Here is a 19,351-nt window from a genome sequence, read left to right on the forward strand (position 1 = left end):
AGGCAGTCCTTAATCAGAGTCATTGCGGGCTTTGCGGTGCAGGGGCGTCCAGTTTCGATTCCGGCTCCGGTGTGGAGGCCGGTTCCGGCGGCGTTACGGCTTCCGACGCGGGCTCTTTTGCCGGCACCTGCGGTGCCGCTTCAGGCACGGTGTCTGGCACCGCTGCGGGAACCGGCGTCTCGGCATCCGGCGCTACGGGCGCATTAGCTGGCGCCGGGCTAGAGCGGTAATCGGCACGGCGCTTGAGCTGGAACTCGCGCACCGCCGAGTTGTGGGCATCGAGGTCATCGGAGAACACATGGCTGCCATCGCCGCGCGCGACAAAATACAAACTGTTGCCAGCCACCGGGTTCAGCGCCGCATGAATGGCTTCGCGACCGACCATGGCAATCGGGGTCGGCGGCAATCCGGAAATCATGTAAGTGTTGTACGGCGTCGCTTCCTTGAGGTGGGCGCGAGTCAACTTACCGGTGTAACGATCACCCAGACCGTAGATCACGGTCGGATCGGTTTGCAGCAACATGCCGATCGCCATCCTCCGCACGAACACACCAGCAATCTGCCCGCGCTCTTGCGGCACACCGGTTTCCTTCTCCACCAGCGAGGCCATGATCAACGCCTGATAGGGTTCGGTGTATGGCGCATCAACGGAGCGTTTTTCCCACTCCTTGGCGAGCACTTCGTCGAGACGGTCGTAGGCTTTTTTCAGCAACTCGGCGTCGGACATGCCACGCACAAAGCTGTAGGTATCAGGGAAGAAGCGGCCCTCAGGGAAAATCCCGCTGTGACCGAGCTTGTCCATCACCTGGGCGTCGGTCAGGCCGGTCAGGGTTTGCTTGAGCTTGTCATCCTTGGCCAGCGCAGCCCGGACCTGGCGGAAATTCCAGCCTTCGACCAACGTCACGTTGTACTGCACCACTTCGCCGCGCTTCCACAAATCGATCAGACCGTCGACGGTCATGCCGGGCAGCATGCGGTATTCGCCGCTGTGGATCGGCGTCCTCGCCAGGTTGAAGCGCCAATAGATGCGCAGCCAGAAGGCGTCCTTGATGACGCCATCGCTTTCGAGTCGAATGAGCGTCCCCGTCGGCGTGGAGCCTTTGGGCACGTCCAGCAGTTCTTCCTGGGTGATGTTCAGCGGCTGTTCCAGCGCCGAATGGATTTTCCAGGCCGAAGCGCCCAACAGCAGCCCTGCCAGAACCAGTCCGGTTTCCAGCAGCAGCAAGAGTTTACGTCTCACGTATCAAGCATCCAGTAGCGCGCGGGCAATGGTTTGGAGTTTACGGGTGAGCGGGCCAACCGACCAGCTCAGCGCTGCATAGGCGCGCACCGGCCAGATGCCATACACGCTGTTGCAGACAAAGACTTCATCGGCCCATTGCAGCTGATCGAGGCTGATGTCGGTGATTTGCGTGGGGATTCCCGATGACTCAGCCTGAAACAATAATTCGGCACGCATCACGCCGGCTACCCCGCAGCGCTTGAGATCGGCGGTGATCAACACGCCATCGCGCACCAGGAACAGATTGCTGAAAACCCCTTCAATCACGCGACCGGCCTGATCGAGCATCAAGCCTTCGGCGTGTTCGGTGTCCTGCCATTCGGCACGAGCGATCACCTGCTCCAAGCGATTCAAATGCTTGAGGCCGGCAAGCAGCGGTTGTATCGAAAGGCGTGTAGCGCAGGGGAACAAACGAATGCCCTGCTCCCCATGAATGACCGGGTAAGTTGCGGGAGGGTTGCCTTGCAGAATGCGTCGGGCCTGGGCCGAAGGGTCGGGGGCGTAACCGCGCAAGCTGTCACCGCGAGTGAGGATGAGCTTGAGCACGCCCTCGCCCAGTGCGGCGGCATAGGCGATCAATTCGCTGCGGATCAGCGAATGATCGGCCGTGATCGCCAGACGCGAACAACCTTCAACCAGACGCGACAGGTGCCGATCCAGCAACAGCGGTTGCCCGCCTCGCACGGCAATGGTCTCGAACAGACCATCACCGTAAGCCAGGCCGCGATCCTTCAGCGACAGAGCGTCAGCCGGCTGACCGTCGACCCAGCTGTCCATCAGTCAGCGAACCGGCGGAACACCAGCGAGCCGTTGGTCCCGCCAAACCCGAAGGAGTTCGACAACACCACATCGATGTCCATGTTGCGTGCCGTGTGCGGCACGAAATCGAGGTCGCAACCTTCGTCCGGCTCATCGAGGTTGATGGTCGGCGGTGCCACCTGGCTGTTAATCGCCAGCACACTGAAAATCGCTTCAACCGCGCCCGCCGCACCCAACAGGTGACCGGTCATGGACTTGGTCGAACTGACCGCCAGTTTGTAGGCGTGATCGCCGAACACCGACTTGATCGCGCACGCTTCGGCGAGGTCGCCGGCCGAGGTCGAGGTGCCGTGGGCGTTGATGTACTGGACCTGGTCGCCATTGATCTTCGCGTCGCGCAGAGCATTGGTGATGCAACGTGCAGCACCGGCGCCGTCAGCGGGCGGCGAGGTCATGTGGTAGGCGTCGCCGCTGGTGCCAAAACCGATCAGCTCGGCGTAGATGGTCGCGCCGCGAGCCTTGGCGTGCTCCAGCTCTTCGAGCACCAGTGCACCGGCACCGTCGGACAGGACGAAGCCATCACGGCCCTTGTCCCATGGACGACTGGCACGGGTCGGCTCGTCGTTGCGGGTCGACAGCGCGCGGGAGGCACCGAAGCCGCCCATGCCCAGACCGCAAGCCGCCATTTCGGCGCCGCCGGCAATCATCACGTCGGCTTCGTCGTACATGATGTTGCGCGCCGCCATGCCGATGCAGTGCGTACCCGTGGTACATGCCGTGGCGATGGCGTAGTTAGGCCCCTGTGCACCCAAGTGGATGGACAGGAAACCGGAAATCATATTGATGATCGAGCCAGGCACGAAGAACGGTGAAATTCGACGAGGGCCGGAATCATGCAGCGTGCGGCTGGTTTCTTCGATATTGGTCAAACCGCCAATACCCGACCCCATGGCTACACCGATGCGCTCGCGGTTGGCGTCAGTGACTTCCAGGCCCGAGTTGCGCACAGCCTGAAACCCTGCGGCCAGACCGTATTGAATGAACAGATCGAGCTTGCGAGCTTCCTTGACCGACAGGTATTCCTCGACATTGAAGCCCTTTACCGAGCCGCCAAAACGGGTGGAATAGGCAGAAAGGTCGGTGTGTTCGATCAGACCAATGCCACTGCGGCCAGCCAGAATGCCCTGCCAACTGCTCGGCACATCCGTGCCCAGTGGCGACAACATACCCATACCGGTGACTACGACGCGTCTACGCGACACAGCACTCTCCTTTTTCAAATGACGACTTTGCATCAGGCCTAAAGAAAAAACCGCACGCCGTGATGGCAGTGCGGTTTTTCCATGACAGCTAGCAACGATTACAAGCTATTAAGCCTGGTGGTTAGTAACGTAATCGATTGCAGCTTGTACAGTAGTGATCTTCTCAGCTTCTTCGTCAGGGATTTCGGTCTCGAATTCCTCTTCCAGAGCCATCACCAGCTCAACGGTGTCAAGGGAGTCGGCACCCAGGTCTTCAACGAAGGAAGCAGTGTTGACCACTTCTTCTTCTTTAACGCCCAGTTGCTCAGCAACGATTTTCTTGACGCGCTCTTCGATGGTGCTCATACCTTGTTTTCACTCCTAATGGACAAATTCAGGCAGCTGGCCAGTGGGTAAGTGTATAGAAAGACTTTTCAGTTTTTCAACTGAAAGCTTCACTCCTCAAACCCAGGGACCCTCTGCCTATAAATAGATTGCAGCTTTATAACGGATTTTAGACAGCTCGTATGACATTTTTTTGAAGCAATCCGTCACATTTGAATTACATGTACATCCCGCCGTTCACCGGGATTGTAGCCCCAGTAACGTATGCCGCACCGTCGGATGCAAGAAAAGCGACCACAGACGCGATCTCTTGAGCTTGCCCCAGACGGCCCAGCGGAATCTGTGTCACCAAGGATTCACGCTGCGCCTCGGGCAGTTCCCGGGTCATATCGGTGTCGATGAACCCTGGGGCCACCGAGTTTACCGTAATCGAACGCGAACCGACTTCACGCGCCAGTGCACGGCTGAAACCTTCCAGACCGGCCTTGGCGGCTGCGTAGTTTACTTGGCCTGCGTTGCCCATGGCACCCACAACAGAGCCAATACTGATAATTCGGCCCCAACGGGCTTTGGTCATGCCGCGCAAAACGCCCTTGGACAGGCGGAACAGACTGTTCAAGTTGGTATCGATGACGTCATGCCATTCGTCATCTTTCATACGCATCATCAGATTATCGCGGGTGATACCGGCATTGTTGACCAGGATCGCCGGAGCACCAAACTGCGAAGTGATGCTCGTCAACACCGCAGCAACGGACTCGTCGCTGGTGACATTGAGTTCCAGGCCAGTGCCCTGGATACCGTTTTCTTTCAGGGTAGCGGCAATGCGCTCGGCGCCCGAGGCAGAGGTCGCGGTGCCGATGACGATGGCGCCCTGACGACCCAGTTCCAGGGCGATAGCCTGGCCGATACCACGGCTTGCGCCGGTGACCAATGCAACTTTACCTTGCAGACTCATGCAAGTTTCTCCTGATTCAGGCCAAGGCTGCGCGGGCGGCAGCGAAAGCGTCTGGGGTATTGAGGTTGGATGTCGACACGCCTTCGGCGCAGCGTTTGTTCAGACCGGCCAGCACCTTGCCAGGGCCGCACTCGACCAATTGGGTCGCGCCCTTGGCTGCCAGAGCCTGAACCGATTCAACCCAACGTACTGGCTTGTAGAGCTGCTCAAGCAGATCGCGCTTGAGGGTGTCCAGATCGGCCGGCACGCTGGCGCTGACGTTCTGTACCACCGGGATCTGCGGCGCCTGCCAGTCGATGGCAGCGATGGACTCGGCAAACCGTTCGGCCGCCGGACGCATCAGTTCGCAGTGGGACGGTACGCTGACCGGCAATGGCATCGCGCGCTTGGCGCCACGAGCCTTGCAGCCTTCGATAGCGCGCTCGACCGCAGCCTTGGCACCGGCGATGACGACTTGGCCCGGGGAGTTGAAGTTAACGGCACTGACCACTTCGCCTTGCGCCGCTTCGGCACAGGCGGCCAGCACGTCAGCATCATCCAGACCGAGGATAGCGGCCATGCCGCCCTGCCCGGCCGGAACGGCTTCCTGCATCAACTGGCCACGACGCTCGACCAGTTTGACCGCGTCGCCCAGGCTAAGGCTGCCCGCCGCTACCAGGGCGCTGTATTCGCCCAGGCTATGACCGGCCACGTAAGCAGGACGCGCGCCGCCTTCGGCCAGCCACAGACGCCACAAAGCGATCGAGGCGGTCAGAATGGCCGGCTGGGTTTTATCGGTTTGATTGAGTTGCTCTTCCGGCCCTTGCTGGGTCAGAGCCCACAGGTCGTAACCCAGAGCATCGGAAGCTTCTTTGAATGTTTCGAGGACAACCGGATGTTGCGCGCCCAACTCGGCCAGCATGCCGAGGGACTGCGAACCCTGTCCTGGAAAGACGAATGCGAGGGAAGCAGACATGTAACGAGCCCCTAATGATCTTGTCGTCGGAGAATTGACGTCCCGCCTGGGGGACGCAAGAAACTGACAGTTGGATGGCCAATTGAACTGAGCGGTCACATTTAAGCATTGTCCGACGAAAACGCCTAAGGCAACAAATCCTCAAGGCGACCGTGAAGGCGTTGCGGCAGGTTTTCCTGGATCTCGATCAGCGCGCGCTGTATCGCGCTCTGAAAACCCTGGACCCCGGCCGAACCGTGACTTTTCACCACAATCCCCTGCAAGCCGAGGAAGCTCGCACCGTTGTGCCGCGCCGGCGCCAGATCCGCCTGCAAGCGTTTCATCAATGGCAGCGCCAACGCACCGACCATCCGCGAGGCGAGGTTCTTCTTGAACAAGGCTTCGATGCGCCCGGCAATCATGGTCGCCAGGCCTTCGCTGGACTTGAGCAGGATATTGCCGACAAAGCCGTCACACACCACCACATCGGCCTCGCCCCGGTACAAACCGTCACCTTCGACAAAACCGATGTAGTTAATACCACGGGCACTTTGCAGCAAGGTTGCAGCCAGCTTGACCTGCTGATTGCCCTTGATGTCTTCGGTGCCGATGTTCAGCAGCGCCACACGCGGACGCACCACGCCCAGGGTTTCCGCCGCCACCGAGCCCATGATCGCGAACTGCAACAAGTGCTCGGCACTGCAATCGACGTTGGCGCCCAGGTCGAGCAACTGGCAATAGCCCTTCTGCGTCGGAATGGCCGCGACCATCGCCGGTCGATCAATACCCGGCAGGGTCTTGAGCACAAACCGCGACAAGGCCATCAGTGCGCCGGTATTACCGGCACTGACACAGGCCTGGACCTTGCCATCACGCAGCAATTCGAGGGCCACGCGCATCGACGAATCAGGCTTGCCACGCAAAGCCTGGGCAGGCTTTTCGTCCATGGTGATGACTTCGGACGCCGGGGTAATCGACAGGCGCGCGCGATCCACAACCGAATGGCTGGAGAGCAGTTCTTCTAAAAGGGTAGGTTGACCGACGAGGGTCAGGTGCAGCGAGGGCGTAGCAGACAGGCAAGCAAGGCTGGCCTGAACAATGCTGCGGGGACCGAAGTCCCCGCCCATTGCGTCAATCGCGATGACTTGAGCAGACAAGTGATTACTCGTCAGCGCCCTTGTCGATCACTTTACGGCCACGGTATACGCCTTCTGGCGATACGTGGTGACGCAGGTGAATTTCACCGGTGGTTTTTTCTACAGACAGAGTGCTTGCCGTCAGGGCGTCGTGCGAACGACGCATGTCACGGGCAGAGCGGGATTTTTTGTTCTGCTGAACAGCCATAATTGATTAACTCCTAAACGTTTGGGTCACGCTTTAACTGCGCCAATACACTGAACGGGTTGGACCGCGTTACCTCGTCCTCGCTCGGTTCGGGCTCATCGAGACCCGCCGGCTGCTGGCATTCTTCCGGATGATGAGCAGGCACAATGGGCAAGGCGAGCAGAAGCTCCTCCTCGATCAGTGACTGCAGATCCAATGGATCTTCGCCCAGTTCCAGCACGTCATAACCTTTCGGCAACGACTGGGTATTCGCACCCTCCTTCACCACAGCATAACTGCATTCGCTGTGGATCGGCAGGGTGACCAGCTCAAGACAACGCTGGCAAACCATTTTGACCTCGGTGTCGATAAAGCTGTGGATGACCACAGATTTACGTTCATCTCGTTCAAAAACGAATTTAGCCTGCACCGTACCGACAGTGTCGGAAAGCGGGTCGCAGAGTCTCTCCAAATCGGCCAGCAGCATTTCACCTTGAAGGGTGGTGCCACGATCAGCCAATTTGCGCGGGTCAACGTGAGGTGGAATCGGGTCATTCAACATAGGCGCAGCATTATAGGGATGCACCCAGCCATGTCAAAGGAAATTCAGCCCTGTCCGTCACTTGGAAGCCTCGCTAGAATTCGCCCCTGCCTTTTGGAGATGCGCATGCTGCCTTTATTACTTGCTTCAAGCTCGGTTTATCGCCGGGAATTGCTGTCCCGCTTGCAGCTTGAATTTACCTGCAGCTCGCCGGACATCGACGAAAGTCATCGCCCTAACGAGTCCGCGATTGACCTGGTAAAACGCCTGGCCGAAGAGAAAGCGCGCGCACTCGCCAGCAGCCACCCCAACCACTTGATCATCGGCTCCGATCAAGTGGCGGTCCTCGGCGAGCGGATTATCGGCAAACCCCACACCTTCGAAAAGGCCCACGAACAATTGCTGGCCTCCAGCGGCGCCAGCGTGACCTTCCTTACCGGCCTGGCCGTGCTTAACAGCCAGACCGGCCATTGCCAGGTCGATTGCGTGCCGTTCACCGTACACATGCGCACACTCGATCAAGCACGCATCGAACGTTATCTACGCGCAGAACAGCCCTACGACTGCGCTGGCAGCTTCAAGGCCGAAGGTTTGGGGGTGAGCCTGTTTCAAAGCACCGAAGGCCCTGACGCCACCAGCCTGATCGGCCTGCCGCTGATTAGGCTGATTGACATGTTATTGGCTGAAGGCGTGCAGATTCCCTGAAGATCAAAAGATCGCAGCCTTCGGCAGCTCCTACATGGGATCGCGCCCAACCGAAGACTGCGATCTTTTGATCCTGAAAAAAAACCGGCACAAAGGCCGGTTTTTTCATGCCACAGCAGATTCAGCGCAACGACGGACCATGAAACCCCATCCACATCGCCAACTGCTCGGCCACGCTGGCGCCGAGCTTCTTCGAGAAACGATCAAAGGTCGACTCCTGGATGGTGAAGTCCACCAGCTCTTTCTCGCCAATTACGTCACGAGCCACCGAACTGGCATTACCCAGACCATCGATCAACCCGAGCGGCAGCGCCTGTTCGCCAGACCAGACCAACCCTGAGAACAGCTCTGGATGTTCTTTGTCCTTGAGCCGATCACCACGCCCCTTCTTCACGCTGTTGATGAACTGCTGATGCGTGGTATCGAGCACACCCTGCCAAAACTGAGTCTCTTCAGGTTTTTGCGGCTGGAACGGATCGAGGAACGACTTGTGCTCGCCAGAGGTGTAGGTACGACGCTCGACGCCGAGCTTCTCCATGGTCCCGACAAAACCGTAGCCGGCCGCCGTCACACCAATGGAACCCACCAGGCTCGCCTTGTCGGCGTAGATCTGGTCGGCCGCACTGGCGATGTAATAAGCACCGGAAGCCCCCAGATCAGAAATCACCGCGTACACCTTGGTATCAGGGTGCAAGCCACGCAGGCGCTTGATTTCGTCATACACGTAACCCGACTGCACCGGACTGCCACCCGGGCTGTTGATGCGCAGGATCACACCCTTGACCTTGGTGTCTTCGAAGGCTGCACGCAGACTGCCGACAATGTTATCGGCGCTGGCGGACTCCTTGTCGGCGATCACGCCATTCACGTCGATCAACGCAGTGTAGTTGGAGCCGCGAGTGCCGCTTTTTTCCATGTCCATCAGCGGCGTGAACAGCAACAGCGCGGCAAACAGGTACACGAAAGTCAGCAACTTGAAGAAAATCCCCCAACGGCGCGAGCGGCGCTGTTCCTGAACACTGGCCAGGAGGGTCTTTTCCAGCAGCTTCCAGCTCTTCTCGTCACCGCCATCCGCGCTTGCCTTGGCAGGCGCTTTCCATTCGTCGGTCATGCCATCTACCCCAGCAAAAACGTATTAAGCCTGACGGAGCCAGGCGTGCAATTCAGGAAAACGATCAATCGACAGCTTCGGCTCGAACACCTGCAACGCCTCGATGGATTGAGCGCCATAACTGACAGCCACCGAATCCATGCCCGCGTTGCGCGCCATTTGCAGATCAAAGGACGAATCCCCGACCATCAGCGCCTGCTGCGCAGAAACACCGCAATGCGCCAGGATTTCTTCCAGCATCAGAGGATGCGGCTTGCTGGCCGTTTCATCTGCCGCACGGGTGATATCGAAATAGTCTTCCCAGCCGTGAGCCTTGAGCACCCGATCCAGCCCACGACGGGCCTTGCCGGTAGCGACCGCCAAGTGATAACCCTCGTCGCGAAAAGCGGCCATCGACTCAACAACGCCCTCGAACAGCGGCGAAGGCACGGCTTCTGCGGCAATGTAGTGATCGGCATAGTGCTGGCGAAAGGCAATGAGTTCGTCGTCGCCAATCTGCGGATACAACGTGCGAATCGCCTCGGGCAACCCGAGACCGATGATGCCTTTGACGGCAAAGTCATCACACAATTGAAAACCCGAGCGCTCGGAGGCGACATGCATCGCCTCGACAATCCGACCAATGGAATCGGCCAGGGTGCCGTCCCAATCGAAAATCAGCAGCTTGTAATCAGAGGGGTGCACTCAGGCGCTCCACGGTCTTGGCCCACATTTCATCCACCGGCGCCTGCAACTTCAGCTCGCCGCCATCGGGCAGCGGCACGGTCAGCAGGTAGGCGTGCAGGAACAGGCGCTTACCGCCCAGATCACGAATCTCTTTGCTGAAATCGTCATCGCCGTACTTGGTATCACCGGCAATGCAATGCCCGGCGTGCAAGGTGTGGACGCGGATCTGGTGAGTGCGACCGGTGATCGGCTTGGCTTCGATCAGGGTGGCAAAGTCGCCGAAACGACGCAGGACCTTGAACACGGTCACCGACTCTTTGCCCTCCTCCTCGTCGACCTCGACCATGCGCTCACCGGAGCGCAGATTGCTCTTGCCCAGCGGCGCACGGACTTGCTTGATCGAGGCCGCCCAGTTACCGCGCACCAGCGCCATATAGCGTTTGTCGATGCCGTCGCCGCGCAAGGCCGTGTGCAAGTGACGCAACATGCTGCGTTTCTTGGCGATCATCAGCAGGCCGGAAGTATCACGGTCGAGCCGGTGAACCAGCTCCAATTCCTTGCAATCGGGACGCAACTGACGAAAGGCTTCGATCACGCCGTAAGTCAGGCCGCTGCCGCCATGAACCGCGATGCCGCAAGGCTTGTTGATCACGATCAGCGCCTTGTCTTCGAAGACAATCGAAGCTTCGAGGCGCTGGAGCAGGCCTTGTGCCAGCGGCACCGGTTCGTCGCGCTCAGGCACGCGAACCGGCGGCACGCGCACGATATCGCCCGCCTGCAGCTTGTATTCGGGCTTGATCCGACCTTTGTTCACTCGCACTTCGCCTTTACGCAAAATTCGGTAAATCAAGGTCTTGGGCACGCCTTTGAGCCGAGCGAGAAGGAAGTTATCAATACGTTGGCCGGCATATTCCGGCGAGACCTCCAGCAGTTGTACCGCTGGGGTCGAGGGGGCGGTAGTCGTCATGGCGGCGATGATAACAATTTTTTATGGAATTGAAGCACTTAATCATTGCTGCTATAGTCGCGAACGCCGCCAAAAGCGGCCTGGACAGCGGACTAACGGTCAAAAACCGGCCCTGACCAACGCAATTCACCAGGACGCGAGGCCGTCCTACGGGGCTTTCGCTACGTAACGGTGGAGTTTGCAGGTGTAACGAGCGCAGGTGACATGAGGCCTGAATCAAGCGGCAAAGCAGAGTTTTCACTCGCCTTGCGAGCCATATTCACGGCCAGTTCACAAAGTGCAGTCAGCTGCGAATGACCCCGAGCGAACGCTTCGGAAACAACGCCTAAATTAGCCATGATGCGTGACCTCCCCTTTCGGAGTTCACGGTAAATGCCAACCCGCTGCGGATTCTGCGCGCGGCAGCACCCGAATTATCAGGGATACGTGTAGGGTGGAGATGCACAACCGCTGGACTGTGTAGCAATAGGCTTTATCAAGACGCTTCATCTCGTCCACAGCCGCTGGTTGATTCCTCCTCCTGACTGAGTGCTTAAGTAGCCACAGCAAGCAGGACGCGTACGTCGCGACGCCGGCCCACATTGGCCGCCATCGCTAGACACTGGAGTGTCCAACCACACTCCTGACGCACCTGACACCGACCGTGAGAAGTCGTGTGTGCCGAACGCCGTTTCCGGCAGCCCGGAAACCGACGGTACTACATGAAAAGAATGCTGATTAACGCAACTCAACCCGAAGAGTTGCGTGTTGCACTGGTAGATGGCCAACGCCTCTACGACCTGGACATCGAATCCGGTGCACGCGAGCAGAAAAAGGCCAACATCTATAAAGGCCGGATTACTCGCATCGAACCAAGCCTTGAGGCTGCCTTTGTCGATTTCGGCTCCGAGCGCCACGGCTTCCTGCCCCTCAAAGAAATCTCCCGCGAATACTTCAAGAAAGCCCCCGAAGGCCGCGTCAACATCAAGGACGTCCTGACCGAAGGCCAGGAAGTCATCGTTCAGGTCGAAAAAGAAGAACGTGGCAACAAGGGCGCAGCCCTGACCACCTTCATCAGCCTCGCCGGTCGCTACCTCGTTCTGATGCCAAACAACCCGCGTGCCGGCGGTATCTCCCGTCGCATCGAAGGTGAAGAACGCAACGAGCTGCGTGAAGCCCTGAACGGCCTGGTAGCCCCGGCTGACATGGGTCTGATCGTGCGCACTGCCGGCCTTGGCCGCAGCAGCGAAGAAATGCAGTGGGACCTCGATTACCTGCTGCAACTGTGGACCGCTATTAAAGAAGCCTCGCTGGATCGCTCCGCGCCATTCCTGATCTACCAGGAAAGCAACGTGATCATCCGCGCCATCCGCGATTACCTGCGCCAGGACATCGGCGAAGTGCTGATCGACAGCGTTGAAGCCCAGGACGAAGCCCTGACCTTCATCCGCCAGGTGATGCCGCAGTACGCCAGCAAGATCAAGCTGTACGAAGACAGCGTTCCACTGTTCAACCGTTTCCAGATCGAAAGCCAGATCGAGACCGCTTTCCAGCGCGTCGTTGAACTGCCTTCCGGCGGCTCCATCGTCATCGATCCGACCGAAGCCCTGGTGTCCATCGACATCAACTCGGCGCGCGCCACCAAAGGCAGCGACATCGAAGAAACCGCCCTGCAGACCAACCTTGAAGCGGCCGAAGAAATCGCCCGTCAGTTGCGCTTGCGCGACATCGGCGGCCTGATCGTCATCGACTTCATCGACATGACCCCTGCCAAGAACCAGCGCGCCGTGGAAGAGAAAGTCCGCGAATGCCTGGAAGCCGACCGCGCTCGCGTGCAAGTCGGTCGCATCTCGCGCTTTGGCCTGCTGGAAATGTCCCGTCAGCGCCTGCGTCCATCGCTTGGCGAAAGCAGCGGCATCGTGTGCCCGCGTTGCAACGGCACCGGCATCATCCGTGACGTTGAATCGCTGTCGCTGGCGATCCTGCGCCTGATCGAAGAAGAAGCCCTGAAAGACCGCACCGCCGAAGTTCGCGCCCAAGTGCCGATCCCGGTGGCCGCGTTCCTGCTCAACGAAAAACGCAACTCGATCACCAAGATCGAACTGCGCACCCGTGCCCGCATCGTCATTCTGCCGAACGATCACCTCGAAACGCCGCACTTCGAAGTTCAGCGTCTGCGCGATGACAGCCCGGAAGCCCACATCAACCAGTCCAGCTACGAAATCGCTGCTGCCGCTGCCGAAGTGGAAGAAGTCCAGCCTGCCGCCGCGACCCGCACCCTGGTTCGCCAGGAAGCCGCGGTCAAGACGGCCCCGGCCCGCGCCAACGCTCCGGTTCCGACCGAAGTGGTCGCTCCTGCTCCGGTGGCTGCACCGGTTGCCGCGCCAGAGCCAAGCCTGTTCAAAGGCCTGGTGAAGTCGCTGGTCAGCCTGTTCGCCACCAAGGAAGAGCCAGCCGCTCCGGTTGTGGTTGAAAAACCAGCGACCAGCGAGCGCCCGGCCCGTAACGAAGAGCGTCGCAACGGTCGTCAGCAGAGCCGCAACCGTAACGGTCGCCGCGATGAAGAACGCAAGCCTCGTGAGGAACGTGCTCCGCGTGAAGAACGCGCACCCCGTGAGCCACGCGAAGAGCGTCAACCACGCGAAGCCCGTGAAGAGACCGCTACTCCGGTAGTCACTCGCGAAGAGCGCGCACCACGTGCCCCGCGTGAGGAACGTGCACCGCGCGCTCCACGTGAAGATCGCAAGCCACGTGGCGACCGCGAAGAGCGTCCGGTTCGTGAACTGCGCGAGCCACTGGATGCCGCACCTGCTGCGCCAGCCGCTGCCGTTGCTGCCACCACTGAAGAGCGTCCAGCCCGTCAGCCACGTGAAGAACGCGCGCCACGCCCACCGCGTGAAGAGCGTCAGCCACGTGCCGAGCAGGCTGTTGCCGCCGTCGCCGAAGAAGAACTGCTGACCAACGAAGAGCAACAGGAAGAAGGTCAGGAAGGCGCCGAGGGCGATCGTCCACGCCGCCGTTCCCGTGGCCAGCGTCGTCGCAGCAACCGTCGCGAGCGTCAACGTGATGCCAATGGCAACGTGATCGAAGGTTCGGAAGAATCCGAGTCCGCCGAAGGCGAAGCCAACGAAGCACCAAGCGCTGCCGATCTGGCCGCCGGCCTGGCTGTCACCGCAGCCGTTGCCAGCACCGTGATCAGCGCTCCGGCTGAAGCCCAGGCTCACGAGCAAGCCGAACGCGCCACTGCTGCCGTGCAGGAAACTGCTCCGGTAGAAACGCCGGTCGTTGAAGCGACTACCCCGGTAGAAGCAACAGCCGCTCCGGAAGTTGAAGTGGCGCCGGTTCGTGAAGCCCAGCCTGAAGTTCAAGCGGTTGCCGAGCCTGCGTTCGTCGCTGAACCAGTAGTCGTCGCCGAATCGGTTGTCGAAACGTCGACCGAAACCGTGACCGAAGCTGTCCGCGAAGTTCGTGAAGAACAAACTGCGTTCAATTGGGTTGCCGAGCCGGTAGCCGCCGAGCCAGTGGCCGAAGCGCCAGAGCCAGTCGCTGAAGCGCTGGTCGTTGAAGCTCCGGCCTCCGAGCCAGTGGTTGCCGCCGCCGAGCCTGCTCCAGCAGTTGAAGCCCCGGTCGTAGAAGCTCCGGTGGTTGCCGAAGTGGCTGCACCGGTCGTCGAAGCCGCTCCGGTCAGCGCCCTGACTGAAAATGGCCGTGCGCCGAACGACCCGCGTGAAGTGCGTCGCCGCAAGCGTGAAGCCGAGCGTCTGCAGAAAGAAGCCGAACTGGCTGCCGCTGCCGCACCGGTTGCTGCTGAAGTTGTCGAGGCAGCCCCTGCCCCGACTGCCGAAGTCGCTGCCGAACCGGTTGAATCGGTGATCGACGAAGCACCACGCTCCGTTCAGGAAGCGGTACAGCAACACGAACAAGCCCTGGAAAAAGAACACGAGCCTAAACCTCTCGTCTGATTCCATCGGCCACTAAAAAGCCCCGCTTGGTGATCCAGGCGGGGCTTTTTTTGTACAGGAAGCAAGGTTAAAAGATCGCAGCCTTCGGCAGCTCCTACGTTGAATGCGTTCTCCTGTAGGAGCTACCGAAGGCTGCGATCCTTTGATCTTTATCCAAACACTAGCTTCTCTGGCACATCAACGTCCCACAACACGCCGGGATCATTAACCACAACCTCAACCACCGTTGCTTGGGCAAACAACGGCTTGGCCCCACGATCTCCCGACAACCCCATCAACCTGGGACCAAAACTGCGTCCAAACCCAACGGGGTGCCCGAACTCGCCCCCGTGAACCGGCACGCTGATGCAATCGTCAGCAATACCCGCCACCACCCGCTCAATGCTCGACGGCAAAATGAACGGCATATCCCCCAGCACAATCAGCCAGCCACCCATCGACGCACAGGCCGATACCCCGGCGGCAATGCTGTCGCCCATGCCCGTGGATTCGATCAGCACGACTTCATAACCGTAAGCCTGAGCCATGCGAATCACCTGCGGGCGATCCTCGGTGGTGACCAGCACGCGCTTCTCAATCGAAGCGGGCAGATTCACCAACACCTGCTCAATCACCGAGCGCACGGCGCCGTCGCGACCGGCGCAGTCGGCCAGCAACTTGTCCTTTTCGGCACCCGCTACCTGTCGAAACCGACTGCCCTGCCCCGCCGCCAGCACGATGACACCGATGGGCTCACTCATGCGTCCTCCCGCAACGGCTTCTTCTGCTTCAGCTCAACGCCGTTCTTGATCGCCACTATCTCGGCCAGCAGCGACAAGGCGATTTCCGCCGGGGTGTGGCTGCCGATGTGCAGACCGATCGGGCCATGCAGCCGCTCGATGGCCTGCGCTGACAAGCCTAGCTGAGCCAGGTTGTCCCGGCGTTTCTGGCTGTTGACCCGCGAACCCAGCGCACCAACGTAAAACGCCTTGGAATCCAGCGCCGTGAGCAGTGCCATGTCATCCAGCCGGGGGTCGTGGGTCAGGGCAACGATAGCGGTGCGTTCGTCGGTCTGGATATTCAGCACCGCTTCGTCGGGCATGCCCGGCACGAAGCGGCCGTGTTGTTCTTCCCAGCCGTAGACGAACTCGGTGCGCGGATCACAGATCAGCACTTCGAAATCCAGCAACCGTGCCATTTCTGCGACATAGCGCGACAGTTGCCCGGCGCCGATCAGCAGCAAGCGCCAGCGCGGGCCGTAAATGGCGCGCAAGGTGTTGCCGTCAAAACTCAGCACATCGGTTTTGTTCGCCGATTGCAACACCACGTTACCGGACGCCAGATCCAGGGAACGGGCGACGATTTCATGGTTCTCACAACGCCCAAGCAACTCGGCGACCCATGCGGGATCACCGACTCGTTCCTCGGTCAGGCGCAAGGTGCCGCCGCAGGGCAAACCGAAACGCGCCGCTTCCTCACGAGTGATGCCGTAAGTGATCAATTGCACCGGCGGCCCATCGGCCGGGATACGACCGTCGTGCAGCCGTGCGATCAGATCATCCTCGACACAACCGCCCGACACCGAGCCAATCACCACGCCATCCTCACGCAAGGCCAGCATCGCGCCCGGCGCCCGGGGCGCGGTGCCCCAGGTCTGGACCACGCTGTACAGCACCACCCGCTGCCCCGCGCGACGCCATTCGAGCACGCTGCGCAGGACATTCAGATCGACGCTGTCCATCAGGCGCCTGCCTTCTGCCAGCCCTGCAACTGATAGCGAACCGGCAGGCTGCGGATACGTTGGCCGGTGGCGGCAAAGATTGCGTTGCACAAGGCTGGCGCTATCGGCGGCACGCCCGGCTCACCGACACCGCCCAACGGTACTTCGCCGGGTGGTGTGACCAAGTGCACGGCGACTTCTTTCGGCGCCAGGGACATGCGCGCGACCTCATACATGTGGAAGTTGTCCTGCTGAACCTTGCCGTCCTTGAAGCTGATTTCCCCGAGTACCGCGTTGCCCAGGCCCATGACGCAGGCGCCTTCGAACTGCGAGCGAATCCGCTCGGGATTGATCTGCGGGCCGCAATCCACGGCGATGTCAGCCTTGTGCACGATCAAGGTGCCGTCGTCTTTGACTTCGACTTCAATCACCGCCGCCACGTAGGTGACGAAGCTGTAATGCACCGCCAGCCCCAGGCCTCGGCCCTTTGGCAACTTGCGGCCCCAACCGGCGGCTTTGGCGGCAGTTTCCAGCACCGTGCGCATCCGCGCGGTGTCGATCGGATAACGCTCGGGGGATTCGCCGTAGTTCCACTCTTCACTCAAGGTCCGTGGATCGATCTGACGGTCCGGGCCGAGCAGTTTGATCTGGTACTTCAGCGGATCTTGCTTGGCCTTGTGGGCCAATTCATCAACGAAGGTCTGAATCGCGAACCCGTGGGGAATGTTCGACACCGAGCGATACCAGCCGACCCGGGTATGCACCGTCGCTTCCGGGTTTTCCAGGCGCACGTTGGGGATCGCATAAGCCATGTTGGTGAAACCCATGCCCAACTCGAACGCCGCTTCGTGATTCATCCCCGGCGCGAACAACGCAGTGATGCTCGGCGCGACGGTGCGGTGCAACCAGCCGGACGGCATGCCGTCCTTGTCGAGGCTGGCCTTCAGGTACTCGGCGGACACGGTGTGGAAGTAGGAACAGTGGATGTCGTCCTCACGGGTCCATTGCACCCGCACGGCTCTGCCGGGGAATTCCTTGGCGAGAATGGCCGCTTCAACGACGAAGTCCGGTTTGGACTTACGCCCGAAACCGCCGCCCAGCAACGTGACGTTGAACGTGACGTTATCGAACGGCAGGCCGAGGCGTTCGCTGATGCGCTCGCGGGTGACTTGCGGCGCCTGGCTCGGGGCCCAGGCTTCGCAGACGCCATCCTGGTAACGCGCGATGGCGACCATCGGCTCCATCGGCGACTGCGCCAGGTGCGGCAAATAGTAGGACGCTTCAAGGGTGCTGCCGGCGCTGGCCAGGGCCTTGTCGATGTCGCCGGTATTGCGCACGACTTTGCCGGGTTTAAGCGATGCCGCCTCCAGTTCCTTGCGGTAGGCAATCGAGTCGTAACTGGCGTTGGGGCCGTCGTCCCACTCGATGTTCAGCGCCTCACGGCCCTTGATCGCCGCCCAGGTATTGCTGGCCACCACGGCCACGCCACCCAGTGGCTGGAACTCGGACGGCAGCGGGCGGCTTTCGATCTGCAAGACTTTGATCACGCCCGGCACTTTCAGCGCCGCGCTGTCATCGAAGGATTTGACCTTGCCGCCGTACACCGCCGGCCGGGCAATGGTCGCGTAGAGCATGCCGTCGAAATGCACATCCGCCCCGTAGACCGCACGACCGTTGACGATGTCGGCACCGTCAATGGCGCGCACACCTTCCTTGCCGATGTAGCGAAATTCCGACGGCTGCTTGAGTCGCAGGCTGTCACGGGCCGGCACCGCCAGCGCACCCGCTGCGGCGGCCAATGCGCCGTAACCCAGTTCCCGACCGGAGGGCTGGTGGATGACTTTGTGCAGGTTCGCGTGGCATTCGCCGACCGGGACTTTCCACTGCTCGGCGGCGGCCTGTTCCAGCATGGTCCGGGCGGCGGCACCGCAACGGCGCATCGGTTCGTACCAATGCCGCATGCTGCGCGAGCCGTCGGTGTCCTGGTTGCCGAAGCGCACTTCATCACCCGGCGCCTGTTGCACCTTGACCAGCGCCCAATCGGCGTCGAGTTCATCGGCTACCACCATGCTCAGGCTGGTGCGTACGCCCTGGCCCATTTCCGAACGGTTGCAGACCACCGTCACCGTGCCGTCGGCGGCAATGCTGACATAGACCTTCGGATCGTCGATCCAGCCGTTGGGCATGCCATCAGCACCGAACTTCTTCGGTTTGTCTTCGGCGAACGCATCCTGCCAGCCCCAACTGGCGGCGAGTACCAGCGCACCGGTGGCGCCGACACCTTTGAGAAAACCGCGACGACTGAGGTTGCTCAGGGCGAAATCATTCGGGAGCTGGCTCATGCCTTGGACTCCTTCAAATGAGTGGCAGCCTGACGAATGGCGATTTTGATGCGGTTGTAGGTGCCGCAGCGGCAAATGTTGCCGACCATGGCTTCTTCGATCTGCTCGTCGCTGGGGTTGGGATTGGTCTTGAGCAGCGCGGTGGCGGACATGATTTGCCCGCCCTGGCAGAAACCGCATTGGGCCACGGCGGTGTCGAGCCAGGCTTGCTGGACGATCTGGCCGATCGGGTCGTTATGCAGATTGTCGATGGTGGTGACGTTTTGCCCGTTCACCGAACTGATGGGCGTGATGCACGCACGTGCCGGTTGGCCGTCGATATGGATCGTGCAGGCGCCACACAAGCCCAGGCCGCAGCCGAACTTGGTGCCGGGATGGCCGCCCGCCACATCGCGAATGGCCCACAGCAGCGGCATCTCGTCCGGCACATCCATTTTGTAGTCTTGACCGTTGAGCTTCAGGGTATTCATGGGCACGCCCGCATAGTGAATTCGGTTATGGGGTCGAGCAATCTGCCGCCGGGGGTTGGCGGTGGGT

The 19,351-nt window shown here is 60.3% G+C and carries 18 protein-coding genes; 2 read left to right on the forward strand and 16 right to left on the reverse strand.

All coding sequences use genetic code 11. The annotated features are described in order from the left end of the window. Window positions 1-19: 19 nt before the first annotated feature. The 9 genes from mltG to V5E99_RS12250 form a co-directional block, all read right to left on the reverse strand. Window positions 20-1,240 (reverse strand): endolytic transglycosylase MltG, encoded by a 1,221-nt coding sequence (mltG, locus tag V5E99_RS12210; RefSeq protein ID WP_499802663.1) that lies wholly within the window; start codon window positions 1,238-1,240, stop codon window positions 20-22. 3 nt (window positions 1,241-1,243) lie between these two features. Next, window positions 1,244-2,059: an aminodeoxychorismate lyase gene (pabC, locus tag V5E99_RS12215; protein ID WP_499802664.1), complete on the reverse strand. Its 816-nt coding sequence runs from the start codon at window positions 2,057-2,059 to the stop codon at window positions 1,244-1,246. Beyond that, complete coding sequence (gene fabF / locus V5E99_RS12220; RefSeq protein WP_054613861.1) at window positions 2,059-3,303, reverse strand: beta-ketoacyl-ACP synthase II; 1,245 nt, start codon at window positions 3,301-3,303, stop codon at window positions 2,059-2,061. Before fabF ends, pabC begins: the two co-directional genes overlap by 1 nt. A 108-nt stretch (window positions 3,304-3,411) precedes the next feature. Next, the gene (gene acpP, locus V5E99_RS12225) at window positions 3,412-3,648 is read right to left on the reverse strand and encodes an acyl carrier protein (RefSeq protein ID WP_003442511.1); all 237 of its coding nucleotides are present in this window, start codon (window positions 3,646-3,648) and stop codon (window positions 3,412-3,414) included. Window positions 3,649-3,844: 196 nt separating this feature from the next. Beyond that, a complete protein-coding gene (fabG, locus tag V5E99_RS12230) occupies window positions 3,845-4,585 on the reverse strand; it encodes a 3-oxoacyl-ACP reductase FabG (protein ID WP_499802665.1) in 741 nt (246 codons plus the stop codon). 16 nt (window positions 4,586-4,601) lie between these two features. Continuing rightward, window positions 4,602-5,540, reverse strand: a complete 939-nt coding sequence (gene fabD / locus V5E99_RS12235; protein ID WP_499802666.1) for an ACP S-malonyltransferase — start codon at window positions 5,538-5,540, stop codon at window positions 4,602-4,604. Between the two features lie 125 nt (window positions 5,541-5,665). Then, window positions 5,666-6,676 carry a phosphate acyltransferase PlsX gene (gene plsX / locus V5E99_RS12240; protein WP_499802667.1) on the reverse strand — a complete coding sequence of 337 codons (1,011 nt, stop codon included), beginning with the start codon at window positions 6,674-6,676 and terminating at the stop codon, window positions 5,666-5,668. A 4-nt stretch (window positions 6,677-6,680) separates the two neighbouring features. Next, window positions 6,681-6,863, reverse strand: a complete 183-nt coding sequence (rpmF, locus tag V5E99_RS12245) for a 50S ribosomal protein L32 (RefSeq protein ID WP_008152339.1) — start codon at window positions 6,861-6,863, stop codon at window positions 6,681-6,683. A gap of 13 nt (window positions 6,864-6,876) precedes the next feature. Beyond that, on the reverse strand, window positions 6,877-7,404 hold the full coding sequence (locus V5E99_RS12250) for a YceD family protein (RefSeq protein ID WP_008152342.1): 528 nt from the start codon (window positions 7,402-7,404) through the stop codon (window positions 6,877-6,879). 105 nt (window positions 7,405-7,509) lie between these two features. Here V5E99_RS12250 and V5E99_RS12255 point away from each other — a divergent pair, with 105 nt between their 5' ends. Beyond that, complete coding sequence (locus V5E99_RS12255) at window positions 7,510-8,088, forward strand: Maf family protein (protein ID WP_499802668.1); 579 nt, start codon at window positions 7,510-7,512, stop codon at window positions 8,086-8,088. 121 nt (window positions 8,089-8,209) lie between these two features. Here the strand turns inward: V5E99_RS12255 and sppA are convergent, their stop codons facing one another. From sppA to rluC, 3 genes are read right to left on the reverse strand one after another with little or no spacing between them, the layout of a single operon-like run. Next, the gene (gene sppA / locus V5E99_RS12260) at window positions 8,210-9,199 is read right to left on the reverse strand and encodes a signal peptide peptidase SppA (protein ID WP_499802669.1); all 990 of its coding nucleotides are present in this window, start codon (window positions 9,197-9,199) and stop codon (window positions 8,210-8,212) included. A gap of 24 nt (window positions 9,200-9,223) precedes the next feature. Next, complete coding sequence (locus V5E99_RS12265; RefSeq protein ID WP_499802670.1) at window positions 9,224-9,883, reverse strand: HAD-IA family hydrolase; 660 nt, start codon at window positions 9,881-9,883, stop codon at window positions 9,224-9,226. Then, on the reverse strand, window positions 9,870-10,832 hold the full coding sequence (gene rluC / locus V5E99_RS12270; protein ID WP_499802671.1) for a 23S rRNA pseudouridine(955/2504/2580) synthase RluC: 963 nt from the start codon (window positions 10,830-10,832) through the stop codon (window positions 9,870-9,872). Before rluC ends, V5E99_RS12265 begins: the two co-directional genes overlap by 14 nt. A 701-nt stretch (window positions 10,833-11,533) precedes the next feature. Between rluC and rne the strand changes: the two genes are divergently transcribed. After that, complete coding sequence (gene rne / locus V5E99_RS12275; RefSeq protein ID WP_499802672.1) at window positions 11,534-14,773, forward strand: ribonuclease E; 3,240 nt, start codon at window positions 11,534-11,536, stop codon at window positions 14,771-14,773. A gap of 149 nt (window positions 14,774-14,922) precedes the next feature. Here the strand turns inward: rne and V5E99_RS12280 are convergent, their stop codons facing one another. Genes V5E99_RS12280 through V5E99_RS12295 form a run of 4 tightly spaced genes read right to left on the reverse strand, consistent with a single transcriptional unit; the run spans window position 14,923 to window position 19,284 of the window. Beyond that, window positions 14,923-15,513: a nucleotidyltransferase family protein gene (locus V5E99_RS12280; protein WP_499802673.1), complete on the reverse strand. Its 591-nt coding sequence runs from the start codon at window positions 15,511-15,513 to the stop codon at window positions 14,923-14,925. Then, window positions 15,510-16,493, reverse strand: a complete 984-nt coding sequence (locus V5E99_RS12285; RefSeq protein ID WP_499802674.1) for an XdhC family protein — start codon at window positions 16,491-16,493, stop codon at window positions 15,510-15,512. Before V5E99_RS12285 ends, V5E99_RS12280 begins: the two co-directional genes overlap by 4 nt. Further along, on the reverse strand, window positions 16,493-18,814 hold the full coding sequence (locus tag V5E99_RS12290; RefSeq protein ID WP_499802675.1) for a xanthine dehydrogenase family protein molybdopterin-binding subunit: 2,322 nt from the start codon (window positions 18,812-18,814) through the stop codon (window positions 16,493-16,495). Before V5E99_RS12290 ends, V5E99_RS12285 begins: the two co-directional genes overlap by 1 nt. Next, window positions 18,811-19,284 (reverse strand): (2Fe-2S)-binding protein, encoded by a 474-nt coding sequence (locus V5E99_RS12295; RefSeq protein WP_499802676.1) that lies wholly within the window; start codon window positions 19,282-19,284, stop codon window positions 18,811-18,813. Before V5E99_RS12295 ends, V5E99_RS12290 begins: the two co-directional genes overlap by 4 nt. Window positions 19,285-19,351: the final 67 nt, after the last annotated feature.

Source organism: Janthinobacterium sp. LPB2021202312-11-4 (assembly GCF_037049705.1).
In the GTDB taxonomy this organism is placed as follows: domain Bacteria; phylum Pseudomonadota; class Gammaproteobacteria; order Pseudomonadales; family Pseudomonadaceae; genus Aquipseudomonas.